Source organism: Agrobacterium sp. YIC 4121, assembly GCF_002008205.1.
Classification (GTDB): domain Bacteria; phylum Pseudomonadota; class Alphaproteobacteria; order Rhizobiales; family Rhizobiaceae; genus Agrobacterium; species Agrobacterium leguminum.
Genome location: NZ_MRDI01000003.1, coordinates 136,067 through 154,304 on the forward strand (window position 1 = coordinate 136,067; position 18,238 = coordinate 154,304).

Genomic DNA, 18,238 nt, shown 5'->3' on the forward strand with positions numbered 1-18,238 from the left:
ACGCAGGGTGTTGCGGCAGGTTGCCGGCCTCAGGCGCGGCGCAGGCGCATCGCCGTGCGGCCGCGGCCGTCGAGCAGTTCGAGCGTGCCCCGGCGCGGCTCCAGCCTGAACGAGCGGGCGCCTTCCAACGCTTCGATGAACTGCCGTTCCTGGCGCATGATGTCAGGCGCGCAGGCCATCTGGGTGGAAATCATCCGGCCGAAATCGATGCGGTTGCGGCTGATCTTCACCTCGCCACCGATGCCGTTGCAACCGGCATTGCCGGAAACGCGGCCCTCGCGGGTAATTTCCAGCGTCGCCTGACGGCGGCCGCGAACCCGCTCGCCACGGATGTCCTGCACCAGCCAGCGCCCGTCGATACCGGCTTCCGGCTCCGGCCGACCCGGACCCGCGCCGACGCGCTCAAGTACGAGGTCGGTATCGTCGCGACCGCCGGTCAGCACCGAATAACGGCGCGTGGTGGTGAAGAGCAGCCGGTCGCGGTCGCGGATTTCGGCGCTCAACGCATAGGAGCGGCGGCCACGGATGTCTCGGTCATCATAACGCAGCACGAAGGGTACGGGCACCTGGCCACGGGGGCGAATGGTGGTTTCGGCAATCGTCTGCGAGGGCGCATCCGCAAGCGAAACGTCGATCAGACGCACCGTAACGGTCGCGCCCGGCGGCAGGGCGATGCGTTCACGATAGGAAACGCTGCCGCGCAGGCTTGCAGGTGCGGCAGCCGCGCCGCCCGCTGCAAAAAGCGGCGCAAGCGCAACAAGCCCGGCGAAACTGCGGCGCGAAAGAAGAGGTTGGCGGTCGGTCATGGTGCTTGCTCCGTGCTGGTGCCGTTCGAATTTCAGCGGATGATAAAAAACGGCACTGAACGGGCGATGAACCGAAGGGGGCTGCCTGTCGCCTTCAGACTTCGCCCGCGGCATCATTCGCGACGGCAGAGGGGCCATGCCTGTATTCGAGAAGGTCGCCGGGCTGGCAGTCCAGCACGTCGCAAATCTTTTCGAGGGTCTCGAAGCGCACGCCTTTCGCCCTTCCGGCTTTCAGGATCGAGAGGTTCTGTTCGGTAATGCCGATACGCGCTGCGAGTTCCTTTGATCGCATCTTCCGTTTTGCAAGCATGACATCCAGATTGACGATGATCGGCACGGGCGTTTCCTAGATGAATTCGCGGTTTTCATCGGCGATGCGCGTCGCTTCTCCCAGCACCCAGCCAACGACGATCATTAGCCCGCCCGCAAAGCCTACGAGCATCTGCGTGCTCTCAAAAGAAAAGGAAATGCTCGGAACAGGATTGCCCATCGTCAGCAGAAAGGAAGCGAAGCCGGTCATGATGATCTGCGCCGGCAGAATGGCGACGAGCGCTACGCCAATGTGTATTATCGCTTTACCGGAGGCCGGCATAAAGACTTCGCCCCTTTCGAAAAGGCGGAACAGATGGATGGCGAACCAGAGGGCGCAAAGCGCGGCCACAAGCGGCAGAAGCCCGATGATAAAACCCGTAACACGAACCAAGTCCGTCAGGCGGTAAGGGGTGGCGGGCGGCAGGATCTGGTCTTCGATCACCGTCCGCAGGGTTTCCGCATCAGCCCATATGGCGGCGTAACCGGCCACGAGAAGGCCTGCGAGCAGGAAGGCGAGCCAAATCAGGATACGGCTGACACGGCCGATGCGGCGGCTGACGGATGGGTCTGTCATCAGTGATCCCGAAGTTCCTGTTCTTTCAATTCATGTAAGGCGATAAATTTATAACGTCAATCGAGTCAGATACCGGCGGGCTGCACGCTGCATCCCACCGGCACAGATAAAGGCAAAGGCAAAGATGTCAGGGGGCTTCCATATCGATATTGGCGATCTGACCCCGCGCGTTGAGAATGAGCGACCAGAGCATCTGGCCTTTTTCGAAAGTGATCTTGAATTTGTGAAGGTCACCCGCCTCGGTCGCCTGTCTTCCGAGATATTGCATTGCCGTTACCTTGCCACGGCGTTTGATTTCGCCAGAAACCGCTCCGGCATTGGCCCGGACATCGGCGAAAATGTCATCTTCGAAGCGCGAGAGATTGACGTTGCCGCTACGCGCCTCCTCCAGAACGGTTCTGAGAGTACGTTCTGCCGCGACAGGGTCCTGACCGCCCGCTGCCTGCGCGGGGAGTAAGACGAGGCAGGTCTGCAGCAACACGCTCGCCATGGCGGCGGTGAATAATTTCTTCATCATCGAAATTCCTTTTTCAAATGACGGCTGGATCGGCCGACGGCGGCCAATCTCGATCAAGAATATCGATTTTACAAGATTTTTTATCGTTAAACGATAATTATTTGCTCCGAAACGGGTTTCTCACATCGTTGGATAACGCCCGAAGGAAGGGCTGCCACTCTCGATGTGGCAGCCCTGTGCCTACTCAGCCGCGGAAACCGTCCCGCAGCGCTTCGAACTTCGCCAACTGCCCGGCCAGCAGTTCCTTGTTCTCGTCGCGGCGGACGAAAATCTTGAACATGGCGCTGCCGGCGGCGTTCATGAACCAGACGGAACAGGAGCGGCGGCCGTGGAAGCCGCGATCGACGAAGGTGATGCCGGCGCAATTGTCCTTCTTGATGTGACCGCCGATGGGACTGTCGCCATGGATGTTGAACCAGCCGTGGCTTTCGCTGCCTTCCGGCAGGTGGCCCGGCACTTCGAACACGATATCGCCGGTCTGCACGATCATCAGGACTTCGCCCCAGCCGCGCATCTCGTTCCAGATGGCGTCGAAGCGGTCGGCGGCAGCGGAAACGGCGGCACCTTCCGGCAGGATCGCCAGAATTTCGGCCGGCGTCACCTCGGCCTTGGCGGCGATGGCCTCCACGATGCCGTCAGGCTTTTCGGCGAGCGCAGCGGCGGCGCGGGCCTGCCTGTCGTCGTCGGTCTTTTGGGCTGCAATGCTCATCGGGCGGCCTCAGGCGGCAATCGAACGGCGTTCGCCATTCTTGTCTTCATGGATGATGACGTCGAAGCCTTCGAAATGCGGGCCGGAGAGATATTCCACCTTGCCGCGGTTTTCGCCGGCCTTGGCGTGGGCGGCGCGGAACTGTTCGGATTTCGTCCAGGCGAGGAAATCGTCCTTGGTGGCCCAGACGGTGTGCGAGGCATAAAGCGTGTGGTCATCTGCCTTCGGGCCTTTCAGCATGTGAAATTCGATGTAGCCCGGCAATTCGCTCAGATGCGATTTGCGCTCGCGCCAGATGGATTCGAAGGTTTCTTCATAACCCGGCACGACACGAAAACGGTTCATTGCGATAAACATGAAATTCTCCCTTTAAGTTTCCAGTTTGAGTCAGGATATCCAGCCGCGGGGAGGTTGGAAAGGGGTTCACGACAAAGCGAACAAATTTACTCCACTTATCGATTGCGCCGCCCATAAACATGTGTAAAGAACTCAAGATTAATTGGCGCAGGGAAAGCCGCGCCGGGTCGTGTTTCAGGATAGCGCCATGTTGAATTCCCGCCTTCGTTCCTTTGTTTTCGCCTCTCTCGTGCCCGCCGCAATCGCCTTTGCCGCACCTGCCGCCATGGCTTCGGACAAGGGCAATCCGGAAGCGAAACGCATTGTCGCGGTGGGCGGCACGGTCACCGAAATCCTTTATGCGCTGGGCGCAGGAGACCGCGTCGTTGCGCGTGACAGCACCAGCAGCTATCCGGCCGATGCATTTGCCAAGCCGGATATCGGTTACATGCGGGCGCTTTCGTCGGAAGGCATCCTGTCGCAGAAGCCCGATCTCATCCTCTCTGAGGACGGGTCCGGCCCGGCGGATGTCATCGCCATCCTGAAGGCAAGTGCGGTGCCTTTCGTCACCGTCGATACGCCGCCGAGCGGCGACGCCATCCCCAAAAAGATCGAGGATGTCGGCGCGGCGGTCGGTCTTTCTGACAAGGCGAAGGCGCTGGCTGCCGAGACCAAGGCCGGGCTCGATGCGCTCGCCAGGGATGTTTCGGCCGTGCCGGAAAAGGGCAGAAAGCGGGTTCTCTTCGTGCTTTCCACCGCCGGCGGCCGCATCATGGCGGCGGGCAAGGATACAGAAGCCGCCGCGATCATCGAAATGGCAGGCGGCATCAATGCGGCTCAGGAGATCACGGGTTACAAGCCGCTGACGGATGAGGCGGTCATTGCCGCGGCACCCGATTTGGTGCTGACCATGGCGCGCGGCGACCATGCCGCCAAGGCGGAAGAGATCTTCGCGCTGCCGGCCTTCCAGTCCACGCCTGCTGCCGCCAGCAAGGCGCTCATCAGCATGGATGGGCTTTATCTCATCGGTTTTGGTCCGCGCACGCCTGCTGCGGGCCGCGAGCTGGCAGCCAAGCTCTATCCTGAGGTGGTGAAGCCGTGAGCCTTGCCGCCTTGAGTTCCGCTGAAGGCAGGGTTGCGGGCGACAGATCCCGCCAGGGGGTCGTCACCCTCGCCGTGCTCGTCGGCATCCTGCTGTTTGCCTGTGGCGTGTCGCTGGTCAGCGGACCCACGGGCGTCGGCATGTCCGAACTCTGGGCTTATTTCACCGGCGGCGCTGATCAGCTCGATGCGCGCGACAGGGTCATTCTCGAGGCGGTTCGTCTGCCGCGCACGGCGCTTGGCATGTTGATCGGCGCGGGGCTTGCCGTTTCGGGGGCGATGATGCAGGGCCTGTTCCGCAATCCGCTGGCCGATCCCGGCATTGTCGGCGTCACCTCGGGTGCGGCGCTGTTTGCGGTCGCGGCCATTTCTCTCGGGGAGGGTGCGCTTGCCACCGTAGCCGTGTTTTTCGGCCCGCATTTTCTGCCGCTGATGGCGTTCTTCGGCGGGTTGCTGAACACCTGGGTGCTTTACCTGATCGCGACGAAGGATGGCGCCACCTCCACCACCACGCTCATTCTGGCCGGCATCGCGGTGGCGGCGATCAGCGGTGCTTTGACGGGGCTGATGATTTTCATGGCCGATGACCGGGCGCTGCGCGATATTACCTTCTGGTCGCTCGGTTCGCTCGGTGGGGCCACGCCCGCCAAGGTGCTCGCGACCCTCCCTTTCATCATCGTCGTTCTCGCCATCATTCCCTTCGTTGCCCGCGGGCTCGATGCGCTGATCCTCGGGGATGCCGCCGCCTTTCACATGGGCATTCCGGTGCAGCGGCTGAAGCGGATCGTCATTCTGGCCGTTGCCGCCGCCTGCGGGGCGAGCGTGGCGGCGGCCGGTTCCATCGGTTTTGTCGGCATCGTCGTGCCGCATCTTCTGCGGCTCGCCATCGGCCCGTCGCACCGCTTCCTGTTGCCGGCCTCGGCACTTGGCGGCGCAGCGCTTCTGCTTCTGGCCGATAGTTTCGCCCGCACCGTCGCGTCGCCGGCGGAACTGCCCATCGGCGTCGTCACGGCGCTCATCGGCGCGCCGGTCTTCCTGTTCCTGCTATTGGGACGCGGCGGTTTCTCCATGCGGAACATGTCATGATCCGGGCCGAAAACCTCACCCTCATCCGCTCCGGCCGCCGGCTTCTCGATGCGGTCAGCGTCGATCTCAAGCCCGGCAAGGTCAATGTCATCATCGGTCCCAACGGTGCGGGCAAATCCACGCTGATGAAGGTTCTCTCGGGCGAGATGCGCGCCGAGGGCGGTTCGGTGACCTATAACGACATCGACCTGCCGGCCTTCACGCCGGTCCAGCTCGCCCGTCTCAGGGCCGTGCTGCCGCAGAGCACCCAGCTTGCTTTCCCCTTCACCGCGCTCGAAATCGTGCGGATGGGGGCTGTCGCACAGGGGTCTCGCGCGCCGGAAGAGCAGGCCCGCCGCGCACTCGCCAAGGCCGGGCTGCGCGGTTTCGAGCAGCGGTCCTACAACATGCTCTCCGGCGGAGAACAGCAGCGGGTGCAGTTTGCCCGGGCGCTGGCGCAGGTGCCGAACCCGATGGAAAATGGCGAGGCGCGGGCGCTCTTCCTCGACGAGCCCACCGCAAGTCTCGATATCGGCCACCAGATTGCCGTGCTGGAAACGGCGCGCGACTTTGCAAGCGGCGGCGGGCTGGTGCTTGCCATCCTGCACGACCTCAACCTTGCGGCTGAATTTGCCGATCAACTTATCGTCATGCATGGCGGCCGGGTGACGGCGAGCGGCCCCTCGCTGGAAACGATCAGCGACGAGACGATTGCAAGGGTTTATGGCATTGGCGGTGTCGTCGGCCGGCTGCCGGCGCGGCATATTCCTTACGTGCTGCCGCAGTCGCGACACCGTTAAGGACCTGTCCTTCGCCTCAGCTTTCCGGCCGGGTGGCGATGAAGAGCGCAGAGCCGAGCATGACGGCGGCGACGATGGCGGCCCGGAGCGGCGGCGGCTCGCTCAGAAACCAGAAAGCGGCGTAACTGACGGACATGGCAGAAAGCGCTGCGACCTTGGCATTGCGGGCGATTGCGCCGCGTTCGCGCCATCGCCGCAGCGAAGGGCCGAATCTGGGGTGGGCCAGCAGCCATGCCTCGAGTTTTGGCGAGGAGCGCGAAAAACACCAGAGCGCCAGAAGCAGGAACGGCGTGGTGGGCAAAACGGGAAGAAACGCGCCGACAATGCCGGTCGCGACCATAAGCCAGCCAAGACAGAGGTATAAAAGGCGCATGCCTAGCCGGTATCATGAGTTCACCACTCAGGATAGAGCGGCAAAGCCAAAACCATGCGGTCTCGTTGCCGCAGGTCCCAACTGCACCGGAAAAACTAAGGGGTTTTTGCCATCACATTTGCCGTGATCGGGCCGTTACGTCCTGTCGCAGAGCGCCTTTAGGGTTGAAAGCGAAGCACACTGTCTTTATCCCCTTGGCCGCGATGCCCGGAGCATAACCGGGCCGTCAACAGGAAGAAGAAGGAAAACACCATGGCCAAGCTGATCCACTCGATGGTCCGGGTGCTGGACGAAAAGCGTTCGGTGGAATTTTACAAACAGGCTTTCGGACTTGAGGTTGCGGAACGCGCCGAGTTCGAAAACTTCACGCTGATCTATCTCAGCAATGCCGAGGGCGATTTCGAGCTGGAACTGACCATCAACCGGGGTCGCGAAGTGCCCTATGCGCTGGGCGACGGTTATGGTCACCTTGCGGTCAGCGTGGCCGATGTGGATGGCGAGCACCAGCGCTTCACCGAGATCGGCCTTTCCCCTGGAAAAATCATCGAAGCCGATTATAAGGGTCAGCCTTTCGCGAAATACTTTTTCATCTGCGATCCGGACGGTTACAAGATCGAAGTGCTGCAACGCGGTAACCGGTTCAAATAAGCGCGATGATGGGAGAGGCGGGCATGGCAGAGGCAGGCGTCAAACTCGAGGATAGCTGGAAACGCGTTCTTTCCGGTGAATTCGCCAGCCCCTATATGCTCAAGCTGAAAGAGTTCCTGCTTGCCGAAAAGACCGCCGGCAAGCGCATCTTTCCGAAGGGTGCGGAATATTTCCGGGCGCTGGATCTCACGCCTCTCGATGAGGTCAAGGTCGTCATTTTAGGCCAGGACCCCTATCACGGGCTCGGCCAGGCGCATGGGCTTTGCTTTTCCGTCCAGCCCGGCGTGCGCATTCCGCCTTCGCTCGTCAATATCTACAAGGAATTGCAGAGCGATCTCGGCATTCGCCCGGTGGGTCACGGCTTTCTGGAAAGCTGGGCGAAACAGGGCGTGCTTCTGCTCAACAGCGTGCTGACGGTGGAGGAATCCCGCGCCGCCTCGCATCAGGGGCAGGGCTGGGAAAAATTCACCGACGCCGTGATCCGCGCCGTCAACGACGAATGCGACCATGTCGTCTTCCTGCTCTGGGGTTCCTACGCCCAGAAGAAGGCGGCCTTCGTGGATCAGCGCAAGCATCTCGTGCTGCGCTCGCCGCATCCGTCCCCGCTTTCGGCCCATAACGGCTTTTTCGGCAATGGCCATTTTTCCAAGGCAAACGCCTTTCTCGCCTCCCATGGCCGCCAGCCGATCGACTGGCAATTGCCGGAAACGGTGGGAAGCGACAAAAACCTTCTCTAGACACTCATAAAATACCTTTACGCTTTGCGGTTGTCGGGATTAAAGATAACCGGACTGCAAAGTGAAGGATTATGCCCGTGTCTCTCCTGTCTGCCGAAACCTCCGTCTCGCTGCCCGATCCGCTTTCGATCGTCGATGCTTTCGAGGATCATTTTTCCGAGCATATGGAGATGGAACGCGAAGGCGCGACAGTGCGGTTCAAGACGGAATATGGCCATGGCAGCTTCAGCGCCGAGGGCGGGCGTTTCGCGGCAAGGGTGAGCTGCATTTCCGAACATATATTGATGTCGGTGAAGGCGATGGTGGCCGAGCATATCGTCGAATTCTCCGGCGAGACGGGGCTGGATTTCCGCTGGAGCGGCCATGGCGCGCAACAGCGTGAGCTGCCCAATCTCTTCGTCGGCAAGGTCGCCCGCGCCTATAATCTGACGCCGCATATGCGCCGGCTGGTGGTTTCCGTCGAAAGCGGCATCGAAAGGCTGCTGACCGGCGGCATGCATGTGCGCCTGCTTCTGGTGCCGGATCAGGCCCGCGCGCCGGTCTGGCCTTATCTTGCGCCCACCGGGGCGATCGTCTGGCCGGCGGGCGACGATCTTCTCATACGGCGTGTCTACACCATCCGTTCCGGCGATATCGCGCGCGGTGAAGTCGATATCGACTTCGTCATGCATGAGGGCGACCACATGCCGGGCGCAACCTTCGGCGCGACGGCGAAGCCCGGCGATGTTCTCGGCATCATCGGCCCGAGCGGTGTCTGCCCGGAAGCCGAGCGTTATGTCTTTGCCGGTGACGAAACGGCGCTGCCGGTGATGCTGCGCATGGCCGCCGAAATGCCGGCCGGGAAAAAGCTGAGCGTCTATGCCGAGATTGACGATGAAGCCGAACGGCAGGAGATCGTCTGCGCGGCAAATGTCGAGTGGACATGGCTTTATCGCCGCGGCAAGCCCGCCGGCACCGCGGGCCTCATCGAAAAGGCGCTGCGCGACCACGCCTGGAGCGCGGATCATGACGGCCTGCATGTCTTTGTCGCCTGCGAAAAATCCGAGGCGAGGGCGGCAAAATCCTTCCTCACCGACGAGGTAGCTTTCCCGAAAGCATCGCTGCGCGCTGTCGGCTACTGGACCTTGGGCGTCGCCGACGATCATTGAGCTGCCTTATCGGGCCCGTTGAACAGTCGGTTTTATCGTTCATCATTCGGGAACAATCCGTTCCCGTTGTCCACTCTATGCCTGAGAGCGCTGTTACCCCATCTTTACGCCATGAACAGGGCAGGCCCCAACCGTGAGGCCCGCCAGGCAAAAGGGGTTTATCATGCTCAACCAGATCAAGGGCCTGCACCACGTCACGTCCATGGCGGCGAGCGCGCGCCAGAACAACAGTTTTTTCACCGATACGCTTGGCCTGCGCCGGGTGAAGAAGACGGTCAATTTCGACGTGCCTGACGTCTATCATCTCTATTATGGCGATGAAGTCGGCACGCCCGGCTCCGTCATGACTTACTTTCCGTTCCCGCATATCGCCCGCGGCCGTCCCGGCACCGGTGAGGTGGGCACGACGCTGTTTTCCGTTCCGGAAGGATCGCTCGGCTACTGGCAGGACCGTCTTTCCAAGGCCGGCGTGGATGGCCTGAAGGCCGATGAAGCCTTCGGCAACAAGCGTCTGCATTTCGCAGGTCCCGATGGCGACGGTTTTGCGCTGGTCGAGGTCAGGGATGACAACCGTGCGCAGTGGATCGGCAATGGCGTCGGCGCGGATCAGGCGATCCATGGTTTTCAGGGCGCCTCGCTGCGTCTTCGCGATGAAGGTGCGACGGCCGAGCTTTTGAAATTCATGGGCTATCAGGAAGTGGACCGTCAGGATGGCGTTCTGCGCCTCGGTATTCCCGGCGGCAACGGTGCCGACTTCATCGACATCGAAACCATGCCGAATATTTCTGGCGCGCGGCTGGGTGCGGGGTCCGTGCACCACATCGCCTTTGCGGTCGAAAACCGTGAAAAGCAGCTGGAGGTGCGCAAGGCGCTGATGGATACCGGCTATCAGGTGACGCCGGTGATCGACCGCGATTATTTCTGGGCGATCTATTTCCGCACGCCGGGCGGGGTGCTGTTCGAAGTGGCCACCAACGAACCCGGTTTCGACCGGGACGAGGACACCGCCCATCTCGGCGAGGCGCTGAAGCTGCCGACCCAGCACGCGCATCTGCGCTCCGTGCTTGAAGAGCATCTGGAGCCGCTGGGGGACGAGAAGGAGGCTTAACCTCTCGATAGCGCTTGGCAGGACGTTGCGACCTGCTTCTTCTCCCCGCCGGGGAGAAGACACAAGCCGCGTCCGTTCGCTTCATATGATTGCTCCGCTTGGCCGAAGAGGCCTTGCGGAAGCCGTTGAACCTCTTCCTTTCAGAAAGGATCCTTCCCATGACCAGGGATAGCTATTTCCACAAATCACGCGCCGGCGCTGCCGGTGCACCGCTCTTCGTTTTGCTGCACGGCACCGGCGGCGATGAAAACCAGTTCTTCGATTTCGGCTCGCGCCTGCTGCCTGAGGCGACCATTCTCTCGCCCGTCGGCGATGTCTCCGAATACGGCGCGGCGCGGTTTTTCCGGCGCACGGGAGAGGGCGTCTACGACATGGCCGACCTTCAACGGGCGACCGTCAAGATGGCGGATTTCATTAGGGCGAACCGGGAGCATTATCAGGCCGGTCCGGTCATCGGCCTCGGCTTTTCCAACGGTGCGAATATTCTCGCCAATGTGCTGATCGAAGAACCCGGGCTTTTCGATGCGGCGGTGCTGATGCATCCGCTCATCCCGTTCGAGCCGAAAATCTTGCCCGCCAAGGCTTCGCGCCGGGTGTTGATCACGGCTGGCGAGCGCGATCCGATCTGCCCGGTGCCGCTGACGAAGGCGCTTGAACAGAGCCTCAAGGCGCAGGGCGGCACGGTGGAAACCGTGTGGCATCCGGGCGGGCATGAAATCCGCTCCGGCGAGATCGATGCGGTCAGGGGTTTTCTGGCGGCTTATAACGCTTAGCTGAATGTCTGCATTATGCCGGCTTTGAAGCCGGCATTCGCCTGTGCCGCCGCCTCAGCGATATCCGCATTGCTGTAGCTGCGCCTCGTAACGCAGCGCCATGTTGGCGGAGCGGCGGGCGGCCTTCTGGACCGCAGAATTGTTGCGCCAGCTGCCCTTCGCATAACCGGCATGGCCGGAATAATAGGCGAGGTAGAGATTATAGGGGTCGTTCAGCGAAATGCCGTTTTCGCGCCGGCTCTTGGCATGATACCAGCCGACGAAGTGGATGGCATCGGTGAAATCGGTGCGGCTTGCCGACCAGCGGCCGGTTTCACGCTGGTAAACGCTCCATGTGCCGTCCAGCGCCTGTGCATAACCGTAGGCGCTCGACTGGCGTGTCCAGGGAATGAAACCGAGAAGCTTGGTGCGCGGCGGCCGCGCATAGGGGCGGAAGGCGGATTCGGTGTAGATCGTCGCCATCATGACAGGCACGGGCACGCCGAATTCGCGCTCGGCCGCTTTCGCATCGCGCCGCCAGTTGTTGAAGATGCCGTTCCGTTGCTCGAAAATCGCACAGGCATTGGTGACCTGCGACGGTGCGGTGGCGCAGCCGGCCAGAACGAGCATCAGAAAAACAACGGCAAATACGCCACGCATAACGGAACCCTTTCGTTCCGCTATTCTTAAATTGCTAACCATTAACGTCGGGTTTTAAGACAAGGTTAATTCAAATGCCGCCGATCGGCCGACCGTTAACCCGCTGAAAATTCCTGTGGCCGGGATGGGGCGAGGCCGCTTCCGGGCGCCTTTTTTCAAGAAGCGTTCATCCCCGCGCGTCCACGGTCCCGCCGGCCCGGCTATACTTGGCCCATCCCGGTCATCAGGCGTGCGCGCGGCGCAAGGTGGACGGGGCAGGCGGCCAAAACCGGGGAGTTTCCCGATGTCACGGTTGAGGCGGCCGGCATATGCCCATCCTCCAAACAGGAACCGGTTTGGCGGGCGGGTCATATGTTCCAACCCGGGGCCGCATCGTCTGCAAACCCTGCAATACCCCTTGATACCCCCGCAGCGATGCGGCCCTCTTTATCGTTTTCCAACGTTGCTTCCGAATTCGGGGCGGCGGGGATCGGTTATGGTTAAAAAAAACGCAGCGATTTTTCAATATTGAGGTGTATTGCGTCACGTTTTCTCTTTACAATTGCCGCCAAGGGTGTAGCGTAATTTTTAGGAATTATACGTCGCTGGCGGGGGCTATAGTGCGACTTTCAAGTAATTTTTTGTATCTTTTTTTTGTAATAGTGTTTTTCCTGCAGGGTTGTACGGCCACGGGCCTGCGCGAATTCGAGCTCTACCGGCAGGCTTACGAGGCGCAATTTGCCGAAGCGAACGCACTTCTTGTGGATATTGCCAAAGCCGAGCGAAAGGCGTGGTTTGATATCAACGGCAAGGACAAAAACTTTGCTCCGGATGATGCGGCCTATTATGTGGAAAGCGTCGAGCCGCCGCTCACCGCGTCATTGCGTCGATCGCTGCAGGCTCTCAACGACTACAACGCCGCCCTCGTTGCTCTGGGAAAAGGTGAAAATGCCGCTGCGGCCGTTGATCGAGTTACCGGTTTTGCGCTGAACATCAAAAGTGCTTCAGCGGCGATAGGGGCAATTGACGGGAAAACCGCTCCTCCGGTGGTTGCTCAGGCCGCTTTGACACTTTCTCCAGGGCTGGCGCAGGCGAAAATTGCCGCCGAAGCCCTGCTGGCGGCGGCGGGCCGAGAGGAGTTTCGTCGCCGTCTCGTCGCCAATGGCAAGCACATGGATGCTTTCCTTGTCGCCCTACGGGACGCGACGCCTTCCATGCATTTACTGCTCAATGCGGGACAGAATCGCTATTCCACCGATGGTGGCAGCGCGGCCACGCGAAACGCGGCTTTTGAGAGCAACCGGCTTCGTCTGGCGGGATGGGTCTTGTTGATTGACCAGTCGCGGGTGGCTCTCGCAAGGGCGCTGGCCGCCGCCTCGGCTCCTGCCGGTGTCAGTATCAGCAGCCTCAACGACGCCTCGATCGAACTTCGCGTGCTTGCAGAAAAAATAAGGTCGGAACGCCTCAGATAAAGCCGGGGGACGTGCAATGCTCGATGCCGCAGAACTTACCAAGCGCCTCAATGCTCAACTTGATGCAGCCTACAATGAATATGATGTAGCCAAAGCAAAGGGCGACGAGGCGGGAATGAAAATGGCGCTCGCCCGTCAGGAAATCCTGATCCCGGCAATTTCCCTCCTCGCGCTCGGAGCATATGATCGCGCAGTCGCGCTTCTCGCAGCAAAAGGTGTGGAATTTGAAGGTAAAGCCGCCTCAGTCCGGGCCTCGCCATTGCCTGCGCCGGCAACCGACCCCTTCGAGCCGCCGGAAAAGGTCGAGTTTTCAGATGCCCAGCTGGATGCGGCGGCGGCGAAACAACCGTCTGCCGAGCCTGCGAAGGTTGCGGCCGGCAAGCCGGCGGGTTGGTCCGAGGACTATCAGAAGCTTTGGGATACGATGGAAATCCGTGCTGAATGGCGCGACGATGCGGAATTTGCAGCGCGTAAAGCGGTTGAAAACCAGAAGCGCTATGCAGCCGTCGTTTCGGGGACCACGGTGCCCTGGTGGTTCGTGGCGATTGTCCATTGCATGGAATGCGGGTTCAAGTTCGATCGTCATCTGCTGAACGGCGACCCCTTGAGCGGGCGCACGGTGCGGGTGCCTGCGAACCAGCCGCCTTTCGGGTCGCCACCCTATGACTGGGAGACGGCAGCGCGATATGCGATGACCTATGAAGAGCTGGACAAGATAACCGACTGGTCCCTGCCCAACGTCTTGAACCGATGGCACCGCTATAATGGTGTCAAAAACGAATATCAGCGGCGGAAAATTCCCACGCCTTATTTGTGGAGCGGTTGCTATCACTACGACAAGGGTAAATACACCCGCGACCGTTATTTCGATCCAGAGGTGCCATCCAAACAGGTCGGCGCTGCCATCATCCTGAAGACGCTGATCGAAATGGGGGCTGTATCGCTCGGCGCCACGAATGTGCTCAAAGCCAATCCCCTGGCGGCAACGGAGAATTTGTCGCTTCTGTCTCACGATTTGCCCGGAGCCGCGTTCAAATCCATCGAGCAGGAACTCGCCTTTCCCGGCGCGTTGAAGCTTGGCTCCTCCGGTGCGGGTGTCAAGCGCTTGCAGGAATGGCTGCATCTGAACGGCTGTTACACCAGTGTCGATGGCGATTTCGGCGCCTCCACCGAAACGATGCTGGACCGTTTCGCAAAGGCGCAGGGGCGAAGCGGTGCGACGATGCTTGATGAGGAGTTGTGGGCAGTCCTCACCGCTCCGCTTCGCCGTGCAGTGGCGAAGGTCGTTCCCGGTGCGTCTTTTGAGGAGACCGTGCTGAAGGTTGCTCGGCAGCATATTGCTGAGCGGCCGAAGGAGGCCGGCGGCAACAATTGCGGTCCATGGGTGCGTGCCTATATGCGCGGAGCGGATGGGGCGGATCAACTCTGGTGCGCCGGTTTTGTCTCGCTCATCTTCGAACAGGCGGCGCGGGACATGGGTATCAAGGTGCCGCTTAAGCGCCAGGCCGGCGTCGATGCGCTGGTTGCGGACGCGAAGACGAGCGGGCGGTTCATTGCCGAAAGCGAGGTAAACACCGCGCTTCTTCGCGCATCCAGGCTGCGGCCGGGTTATCTTTTCGTCATCCGGAAAGATGCGAAGGACTGGACCCATGTCGGTTTCGTTCTGTCCATCGGGCCGACGAGTTTCGACACCATTGAGGGCAATACAGGCGGGGAGGGCGGCGTGGATGGCGACGAGGCCCGTCAGAACAACAGAAGTTATCCCTCGCGTGATTTCATAAGGCTTATTTGATTCTTCTTTTTCAGGAGATTCAGCCATGTGCATATCGCTAAACGGCGGGCTTTTGCCCGCCGTTTTTTATTGGTGTTTCAGGACGGTAAAACTGAAAAAAAGCTGTCCGCTGTACAAAAATGAAAACCGATAAAATTGTAGCAATCGGCTTAAAGCGGCTGAAAACAGTGCTGTGCCATTGTGGGATCACAGACGGGGAGCGGCCTTTTAAAGAGACGCTCCACACAACAGAAATCGAGACCGGCACAAGCCGGCGGATCGCAAACGGGGTATGAAATGCTGAAGAAGATTATTGCTGCCGCCATCTGCGGAATTGCCGTTGCTTCCATGTCCAATCATGCCGATGCGGCTGGCGCTGCCGGTTTTGCCCGCGGTTTTGCCGCCGTCGAGAAATCCGCGGTGACGCAGATCGGTGTTTCCGCGCGGGGCGGTTTCGATGGCTGCGTTCTTTCCGCCGGCCAATGCGTTTCCACCATCGCCGCGCCGCTGACGGTCGAGCGCCGTGAGGAACTGCTGCGCGTCAACCGCGATGTGAACGCCACCATGGGCGCGCTCGACGATTATTTTTCTGGTTTTGCAACCGATGTTCCGGCAACGCCGTCGTTGGGCCTTGGCGATTGCGGTGACTGCGCCGCCATCAAGCGCACGGCCCTTGCCGGCGCCGGCTGGTCTTCCAGCGCGCTGCGCCTTGCCTTTTCGCTGAACAATGACGGATCGCTCGAAAAAGTGCTGATCGTCACCACCGACAAGGGCGATATCGTCCTTGGCAACGCCGTCCTTTCTCCGGCTGAGCGCGAAACCGCGCTCTGACCTTTCGTTCGAGCATCGGAAAGATTTGCGATCCGATGCTCCATTCTTTCATGCCTGCCAGACTACGCCGGTTTTCCTGACCCTGTTGGTTCAGGAAGCCGGCGATTTTTTTCGTTCCGCGACGGCAATGCCCGCCAGCGCCATGATGAGAGCGACGATCTGATAGGTGTGCAGCGTCTCGCTGAGCACGATAACCGACAGCAGGGTGCCGAAGACCGGCACGAGGTTGATAAAGAGGCCGGCGCGGTTGGCGCCGATCTGTTCAACGCCTTTGATATAGAGGATCTGCGCGATCAGCGACGCAAAAATGGCGGCATAGACCACCAGCACCCAGCCCTTCTGATCCGGCCAGACGACGCTCTCGCGTGAGATTTCCCAGAAGATCAGCGGCACCGAGGTGAGGAGGGCGAAGAAGGCGGGAATGGCCATCAGCGTGCGCCAGTCGACCGCCGGTTTCCAGCGCAGGATGACGGTGTAGATGGCATAGACCAGCACGGCCAGCAGCATGATCCCGTCGCCGACATTCATTTCCAGTTGCAGCAGCGAGACCGGATCGCCATGCGAGGCGAGAAGCGCGACGCCGGCGATGGTGAGGCAGAAGCCGGCGATCTGGCCGAACAGCACACGGGTGCGGAACAGGATGAAGTTCAAGACGAAGATGACCATGGGAATGCCGGCCTGGATAACGGCGGCATTGATGGCCGAGGTGTGTTGCAGGGCCGTGTAGAGAAACACGTTGAAGGCGGTATAACCGACGCTGCCGAGCACGAGGAAATAGGGCAGGCGGTTTTTCACCACCGGCCAGTCCTTGATGAGCTGCGGCACGGAAATGGCGAAGATAATGGCGACGGCGAAGACCCAGCGCAGGAAGGTGAAGGCCATGGGGCTGATGTGGCCGACGGCGAGCTTGCCGGCAACGGTGTTGCCGCCCCAGCAGAGCGTGGCGATGATGAGGGCGATATAGGCTTTGGAGGGCACGCTGATGTTTCGCTTCTTCACGGGGCGGGAAAACGGCTAAGGGGTGAATGGCGGTCTTGCGCCCGCGCTTGGCCCCCACGGGGCGAGATAATGCGGGAAATCCGCGCCTTGTCACGGAAAAAGCAAAATTCTCCATAAGAAACAGGGTCGCTTTCCGTAAAACAACACAGTATACATTCGCGGGTTTGGGTTTCCCATCGGGTTATCGGGCGCGCAAGCGCCATGAGCAGGAAAGCAAGAAATGACGAATGTTGTGGTGGTCGGCTCGCAGTGGGGCGACGAAGGCAAAGGCAAGATTGTCGACTGGCTGTCCGAGCGGGCAGATGTCGTCGTGCGGTATCAGGGCGGCCATAATGCCGGCCATACGCTTGTCATCGATGGCATCAGTTACAAGCTTTCGCTTCTGCCGTCCGGCGTCGTGCGTCCCGGCAAGCTCGCCGTCATCGGCAATGGCGTCGTGGTCGATCCGCATGCGCTGATCGCCGAAATCGGCCGTCTGGAAGCGCAGGGCGTGAAGGTTACCCCGGAAAACCTGCGTATCGCCGACAATGCCACCCTCATTCTTTCGCTGCACCGCGAGCTGGACGGCATGCGCGAAGACGCGGCCTCGAACAGCGGCACCAAGATCGGCACCACCCGCCGCGGCATCGGCCCGGCCTATGAAGACAAGGTTGGCCGCCGCGCCATCCGCGTCATGGATCTCGCCGACATGGAGGCGCTTTCCGCCAAGGTTGATCGCATCCTCACGCATCACAATGCGCTTCGTCGCGGTTTCGGTGCAACCGAAGTCTCGCATGAGACGATCATGGAAGAGCTGGGCTCGATTGCCGAGCGCATCCTGCCCTTCAGCGAAACCGTCTGGCTGCTGCTCGACAAGAAGCGCCGCGCCGGTGCGCGCATTCTGTTCGAAGGCGCTCAGGGCTCGCTGCTCGATATCGACCATGGCACATACCCCTATGTGACCTCTTCCAACACGGTTGCCGGCCAGGCCGCCGCTGGTTCGGGCATGGGTCCGGGTTCGCTGGGTTATATTCTCGGCATCACCAAGGCTTACACCACGCGGGTCGGCGAAGGTCCGTTCCCGACCGAGCTGAACGATGAGATCGGCCAGTTCCTCGGCGAAAAGGGCCATGAATTTGGTACCGTCACCGGCCGCAAGCGCCGCTGCGGCTGGTTTGACGCGGCACTGGTGCGCCAGTCGGTCGCCACCAATGGTATTACCGGCATCGCGCTCACCAAGCTTGACGTGCTTGATGGTCTCGACGAGCTGAAAATCTGCGTCGGCTACAAGCTTGACGGGCAGGAAATCGATCATCTTCCGGCCAGCCAGGGCGCGCAGGCGCGCGTCGAGCCGATCTACATCACGCTGGAAGGCTGGAAGGAATCTACCGTCGGTGCCCGAAAATGGGCGGATTTGCCTGCTCAGGCAATCAAATATGTCCGTCAGGTCGAGGAATTGATCGGGGCGCCTGTCGCACTTCTGTCGACAAGTCCGGAGCGTGACGACACCATACTTGTGACTGATCCGTTTGAGGATTAATGTCCTCGGCGATCTAGATTC

General features: G+C 60.6%; 21 protein-coding genes. 12 read left to right on the plus strand and 9 right to left on the minus strand.

Annotated features, from left to right (window positions below; all coding sequences use genetic code 11):
• Positions 1–29 precede the first annotated feature (29 nt).
• The 6 genes from BTE54_RS04835 to BTE54_RS04860 all read right to left on the minus strand — a co-directional run bounded on the left by BTE54_RS04835 (position 30) and on the right by BTE54_RS04860 (position 3,275).
• Entirely contained in the window at positions 30–806 is a 777-nt protein-coding gene (locus BTE54_RS04835; protein WP_078051920.1) for a YbaY family lipoprotein, read from the minus strand.
• A 94-nt stretch (positions 807–900) separates the two neighbouring features.
• Positions 901–1,143 carry a helix-turn-helix transcriptional regulator gene (locus BTE54_RS04840; RefSeq protein WP_078051666.1) on the minus strand — a complete coding sequence of 81 codons (243 nt, stop codon included), beginning with the start codon at positions 1,141–1,143 and terminating at the stop codon, positions 901–903.
• Between the two features lie 9 nt (positions 1,144–1,152).
• Positions 1,153–1,692, minus strand: coding sequence for a DUF2975 domain-containing protein (locus BTE54_RS04845; RefSeq protein ID WP_078051667.1), 540 nt, complete (start codon positions 1,690–1,692; stop codon positions 1,153–1,155).
• A gap of 127 nt (positions 1,693–1,819) precedes the next feature.
• Positions 1,820–2,209, minus strand: coding sequence for a hypothetical protein (locus BTE54_RS04850; protein ID WP_245316565.1), 390 nt, complete (start codon positions 2,207–2,209; stop codon positions 1,820–1,822).
• Positions 2,210–2,393: 184 nt separating this feature from the next.
• On the minus strand, positions 2,394–2,918 hold the full coding sequence (gene hutX / locus BTE54_RS04855) for a heme utilization cystosolic carrier protein HutX (RefSeq protein WP_020809737.1): 525 nt from the start codon (positions 2,916–2,918) through the stop codon (positions 2,394–2,396).
• Positions 2,919–2,927: 9 nt separating this feature from the next.
• Positions 2,928–3,275: an antibiotic biosynthesis monooxygenase gene (locus BTE54_RS04860; protein WP_003522597.1), complete on the minus strand. Its 348-nt coding sequence runs from the start codon at positions 3,273–3,275 to the stop codon at positions 2,928–2,930.
• A gap of 187 nt (positions 3,276–3,462) precedes the next feature.
• Between BTE54_RS04860 and BTE54_RS04865 the strand changes: the two genes are divergently transcribed.
• Genes BTE54_RS04865 through BTE54_RS04875 form a run of 3 tightly spaced genes read left to right on the plus strand, consistent with a single transcriptional unit; the run spans position 3,463 to position 6,220 of the window.
• The gene (locus tag BTE54_RS04865) at positions 3,463–4,356 is read left to right on the plus strand and encodes a hemin ABC transporter substrate-binding protein (protein WP_078051921.1); all 894 of its coding nucleotides are present in this window, start codon (positions 3,463–3,465) and stop codon (positions 4,354–4,356) included.
• Positions 4,353–5,441, plus strand: a complete 1,089-nt coding sequence (locus tag BTE54_RS04870; RefSeq protein ID WP_078051669.1) for an iron ABC transporter permease — start codon at positions 4,353–4,355, stop codon at positions 5,439–5,441. Before BTE54_RS04865 ends, BTE54_RS04870 begins: the two co-directional genes overlap by 4 nt.
• On the plus strand, positions 5,438–6,220 hold the full coding sequence (locus BTE54_RS04875) for a heme ABC transporter ATP-binding protein (protein WP_078051670.1): 783 nt from the start codon (positions 5,438–5,440) through the stop codon (positions 6,218–6,220). The genes BTE54_RS04870 and BTE54_RS04875 overlap by 4 nt, the downstream gene beginning before the upstream one ends.
• Positions 6,221–6,236: 16 nt before the next feature.
• Here BTE54_RS04875 and BTE54_RS04880 read toward each other — a convergent pair whose 3' ends face one another.
• Positions 6,237–6,593, minus strand: coding sequence for a YbaN family protein (locus tag BTE54_RS04880; RefSeq protein WP_059754575.1), 357 nt, complete (start codon positions 6,591–6,593; stop codon positions 6,237–6,239).
• Positions 6,594–6,845: 252 nt separating this feature from the next.
• Between BTE54_RS04880 and BTE54_RS04885 the strand changes: the two genes are divergently transcribed.
• The 5 genes from BTE54_RS04885 (at position 6,846) to BTE54_RS04905 (ending at position 11,007) form a co-directional block, all read left to right on the plus strand.
• Positions 6,846–7,241 (plus strand): VOC family protein, encoded by a 396-nt coding sequence (locus tag BTE54_RS04885; RefSeq protein WP_065655546.1) that lies wholly within the window; start codon positions 6,846–6,848, stop codon positions 7,239–7,241.
• 23 nt (positions 7,242–7,264) lie between these two features.
• The gene (gene ung / locus BTE54_RS04890; RefSeq protein WP_065655545.1) at positions 7,265–7,978 is read left to right on the plus strand and encodes a uracil-DNA glycosylase; all 714 of its coding nucleotides are present in this window, start codon (positions 7,265–7,267) and stop codon (positions 7,976–7,978) included.
• A 71-nt stretch (positions 7,979–8,049) separates the two neighbouring features.
• Positions 8,050–9,126 (plus strand): DUF2218 domain-containing protein, encoded by a 1,077-nt coding sequence (locus BTE54_RS04895; RefSeq protein ID WP_078051671.1) that lies wholly within the window; start codon positions 8,050–8,052, stop codon positions 9,124–9,126.
• A gap of 163 nt (positions 9,127–9,289) precedes the next feature.
• Positions 9,290–10,234, plus strand: a complete 945-nt coding sequence (locus BTE54_RS04900; RefSeq protein ID WP_078051672.1) for a VOC family protein — start codon at positions 9,290–9,292, stop codon at positions 10,232–10,234.
• A 158-nt stretch (positions 10,235–10,392) separates the two neighbouring features.
• Positions 10,393–11,007 (plus strand): alpha/beta hydrolase, encoded by a 615-nt coding sequence (locus BTE54_RS04905; protein WP_078051922.1) that lies wholly within the window; start codon positions 10,393–10,395, stop codon positions 11,005–11,007.
• 54 nt (positions 11,008–11,061) lie between these two features.
• Here BTE54_RS04905 and BTE54_RS04910 read toward each other — a convergent pair whose 3' ends face one another.
• Positions 11,062–11,646, minus strand: coding sequence for a transglycosylase SLT domain-containing protein (locus BTE54_RS04910; protein WP_003522586.1), 585 nt, complete (start codon positions 11,644–11,646; stop codon positions 11,062–11,064).
• A gap of 599 nt (positions 11,647–12,245) precedes the next feature.
• Between BTE54_RS04910 and BTE54_RS04915 the strand changes: the two genes are divergently transcribed.
• The 3 genes from BTE54_RS04915 to BTE54_RS04930 all read left to right on the plus strand — a co-directional run bounded on the left by BTE54_RS04915 (position 12,246) and on the right by BTE54_RS04930 (position 15,699).
• A complete protein-coding gene (locus tag BTE54_RS04915) occupies positions 12,246–13,097 on the plus strand; it encodes an acetoacetate--CoA ligase family protein (protein ID WP_143240690.1) in 852 nt (283 codons plus the stop codon).
• Between the two features lie 16 nt (positions 13,098–13,113).
• A complete protein-coding gene (locus tag BTE54_RS04920; RefSeq protein ID WP_078051674.1) occupies positions 13,114–14,889 on the plus strand; it encodes a hypothetical protein in 1,776 nt (591 codons plus the stop codon).
• 276 nt (positions 14,890–15,165) lie between these two features.
• Positions 15,166–15,699, plus strand: a complete 534-nt coding sequence (locus BTE54_RS04930) for a transglutaminase-like cysteine peptidase (RefSeq protein ID WP_065655539.1) — start codon at positions 15,166–15,168, stop codon at positions 15,697–15,699.
• Between the two features lie 90 nt (positions 15,700–15,789).
• Here BTE54_RS04930 and BTE54_RS04935 read toward each other — a convergent pair whose 3' ends face one another.
• Positions 15,790–16,677 carry a DMT family transporter gene (locus BTE54_RS04935; protein ID WP_198939096.1) on the minus strand — a complete coding sequence of 296 codons (888 nt, stop codon included), beginning with the start codon at positions 16,675–16,677 and terminating at the stop codon, positions 15,790–15,792.
• A 241-nt stretch (positions 16,678–16,918) separates the two neighbouring features.
• On the opposite strand from BTE54_RS04935, the gene BTE54_RS04940 reads away from it, so the two are divergent.
• The gene (locus tag BTE54_RS04940) at positions 16,919–18,217 is read left to right on the plus strand and encodes an adenylosuccinate synthase (protein ID WP_046801505.1); all 1,299 of its coding nucleotides are present in this window, start codon (positions 16,919–16,921) and stop codon (positions 18,215–18,217) included.
• The last annotated feature ends 21 nt before the right edge of the window (positions 18,218–18,238 follow it).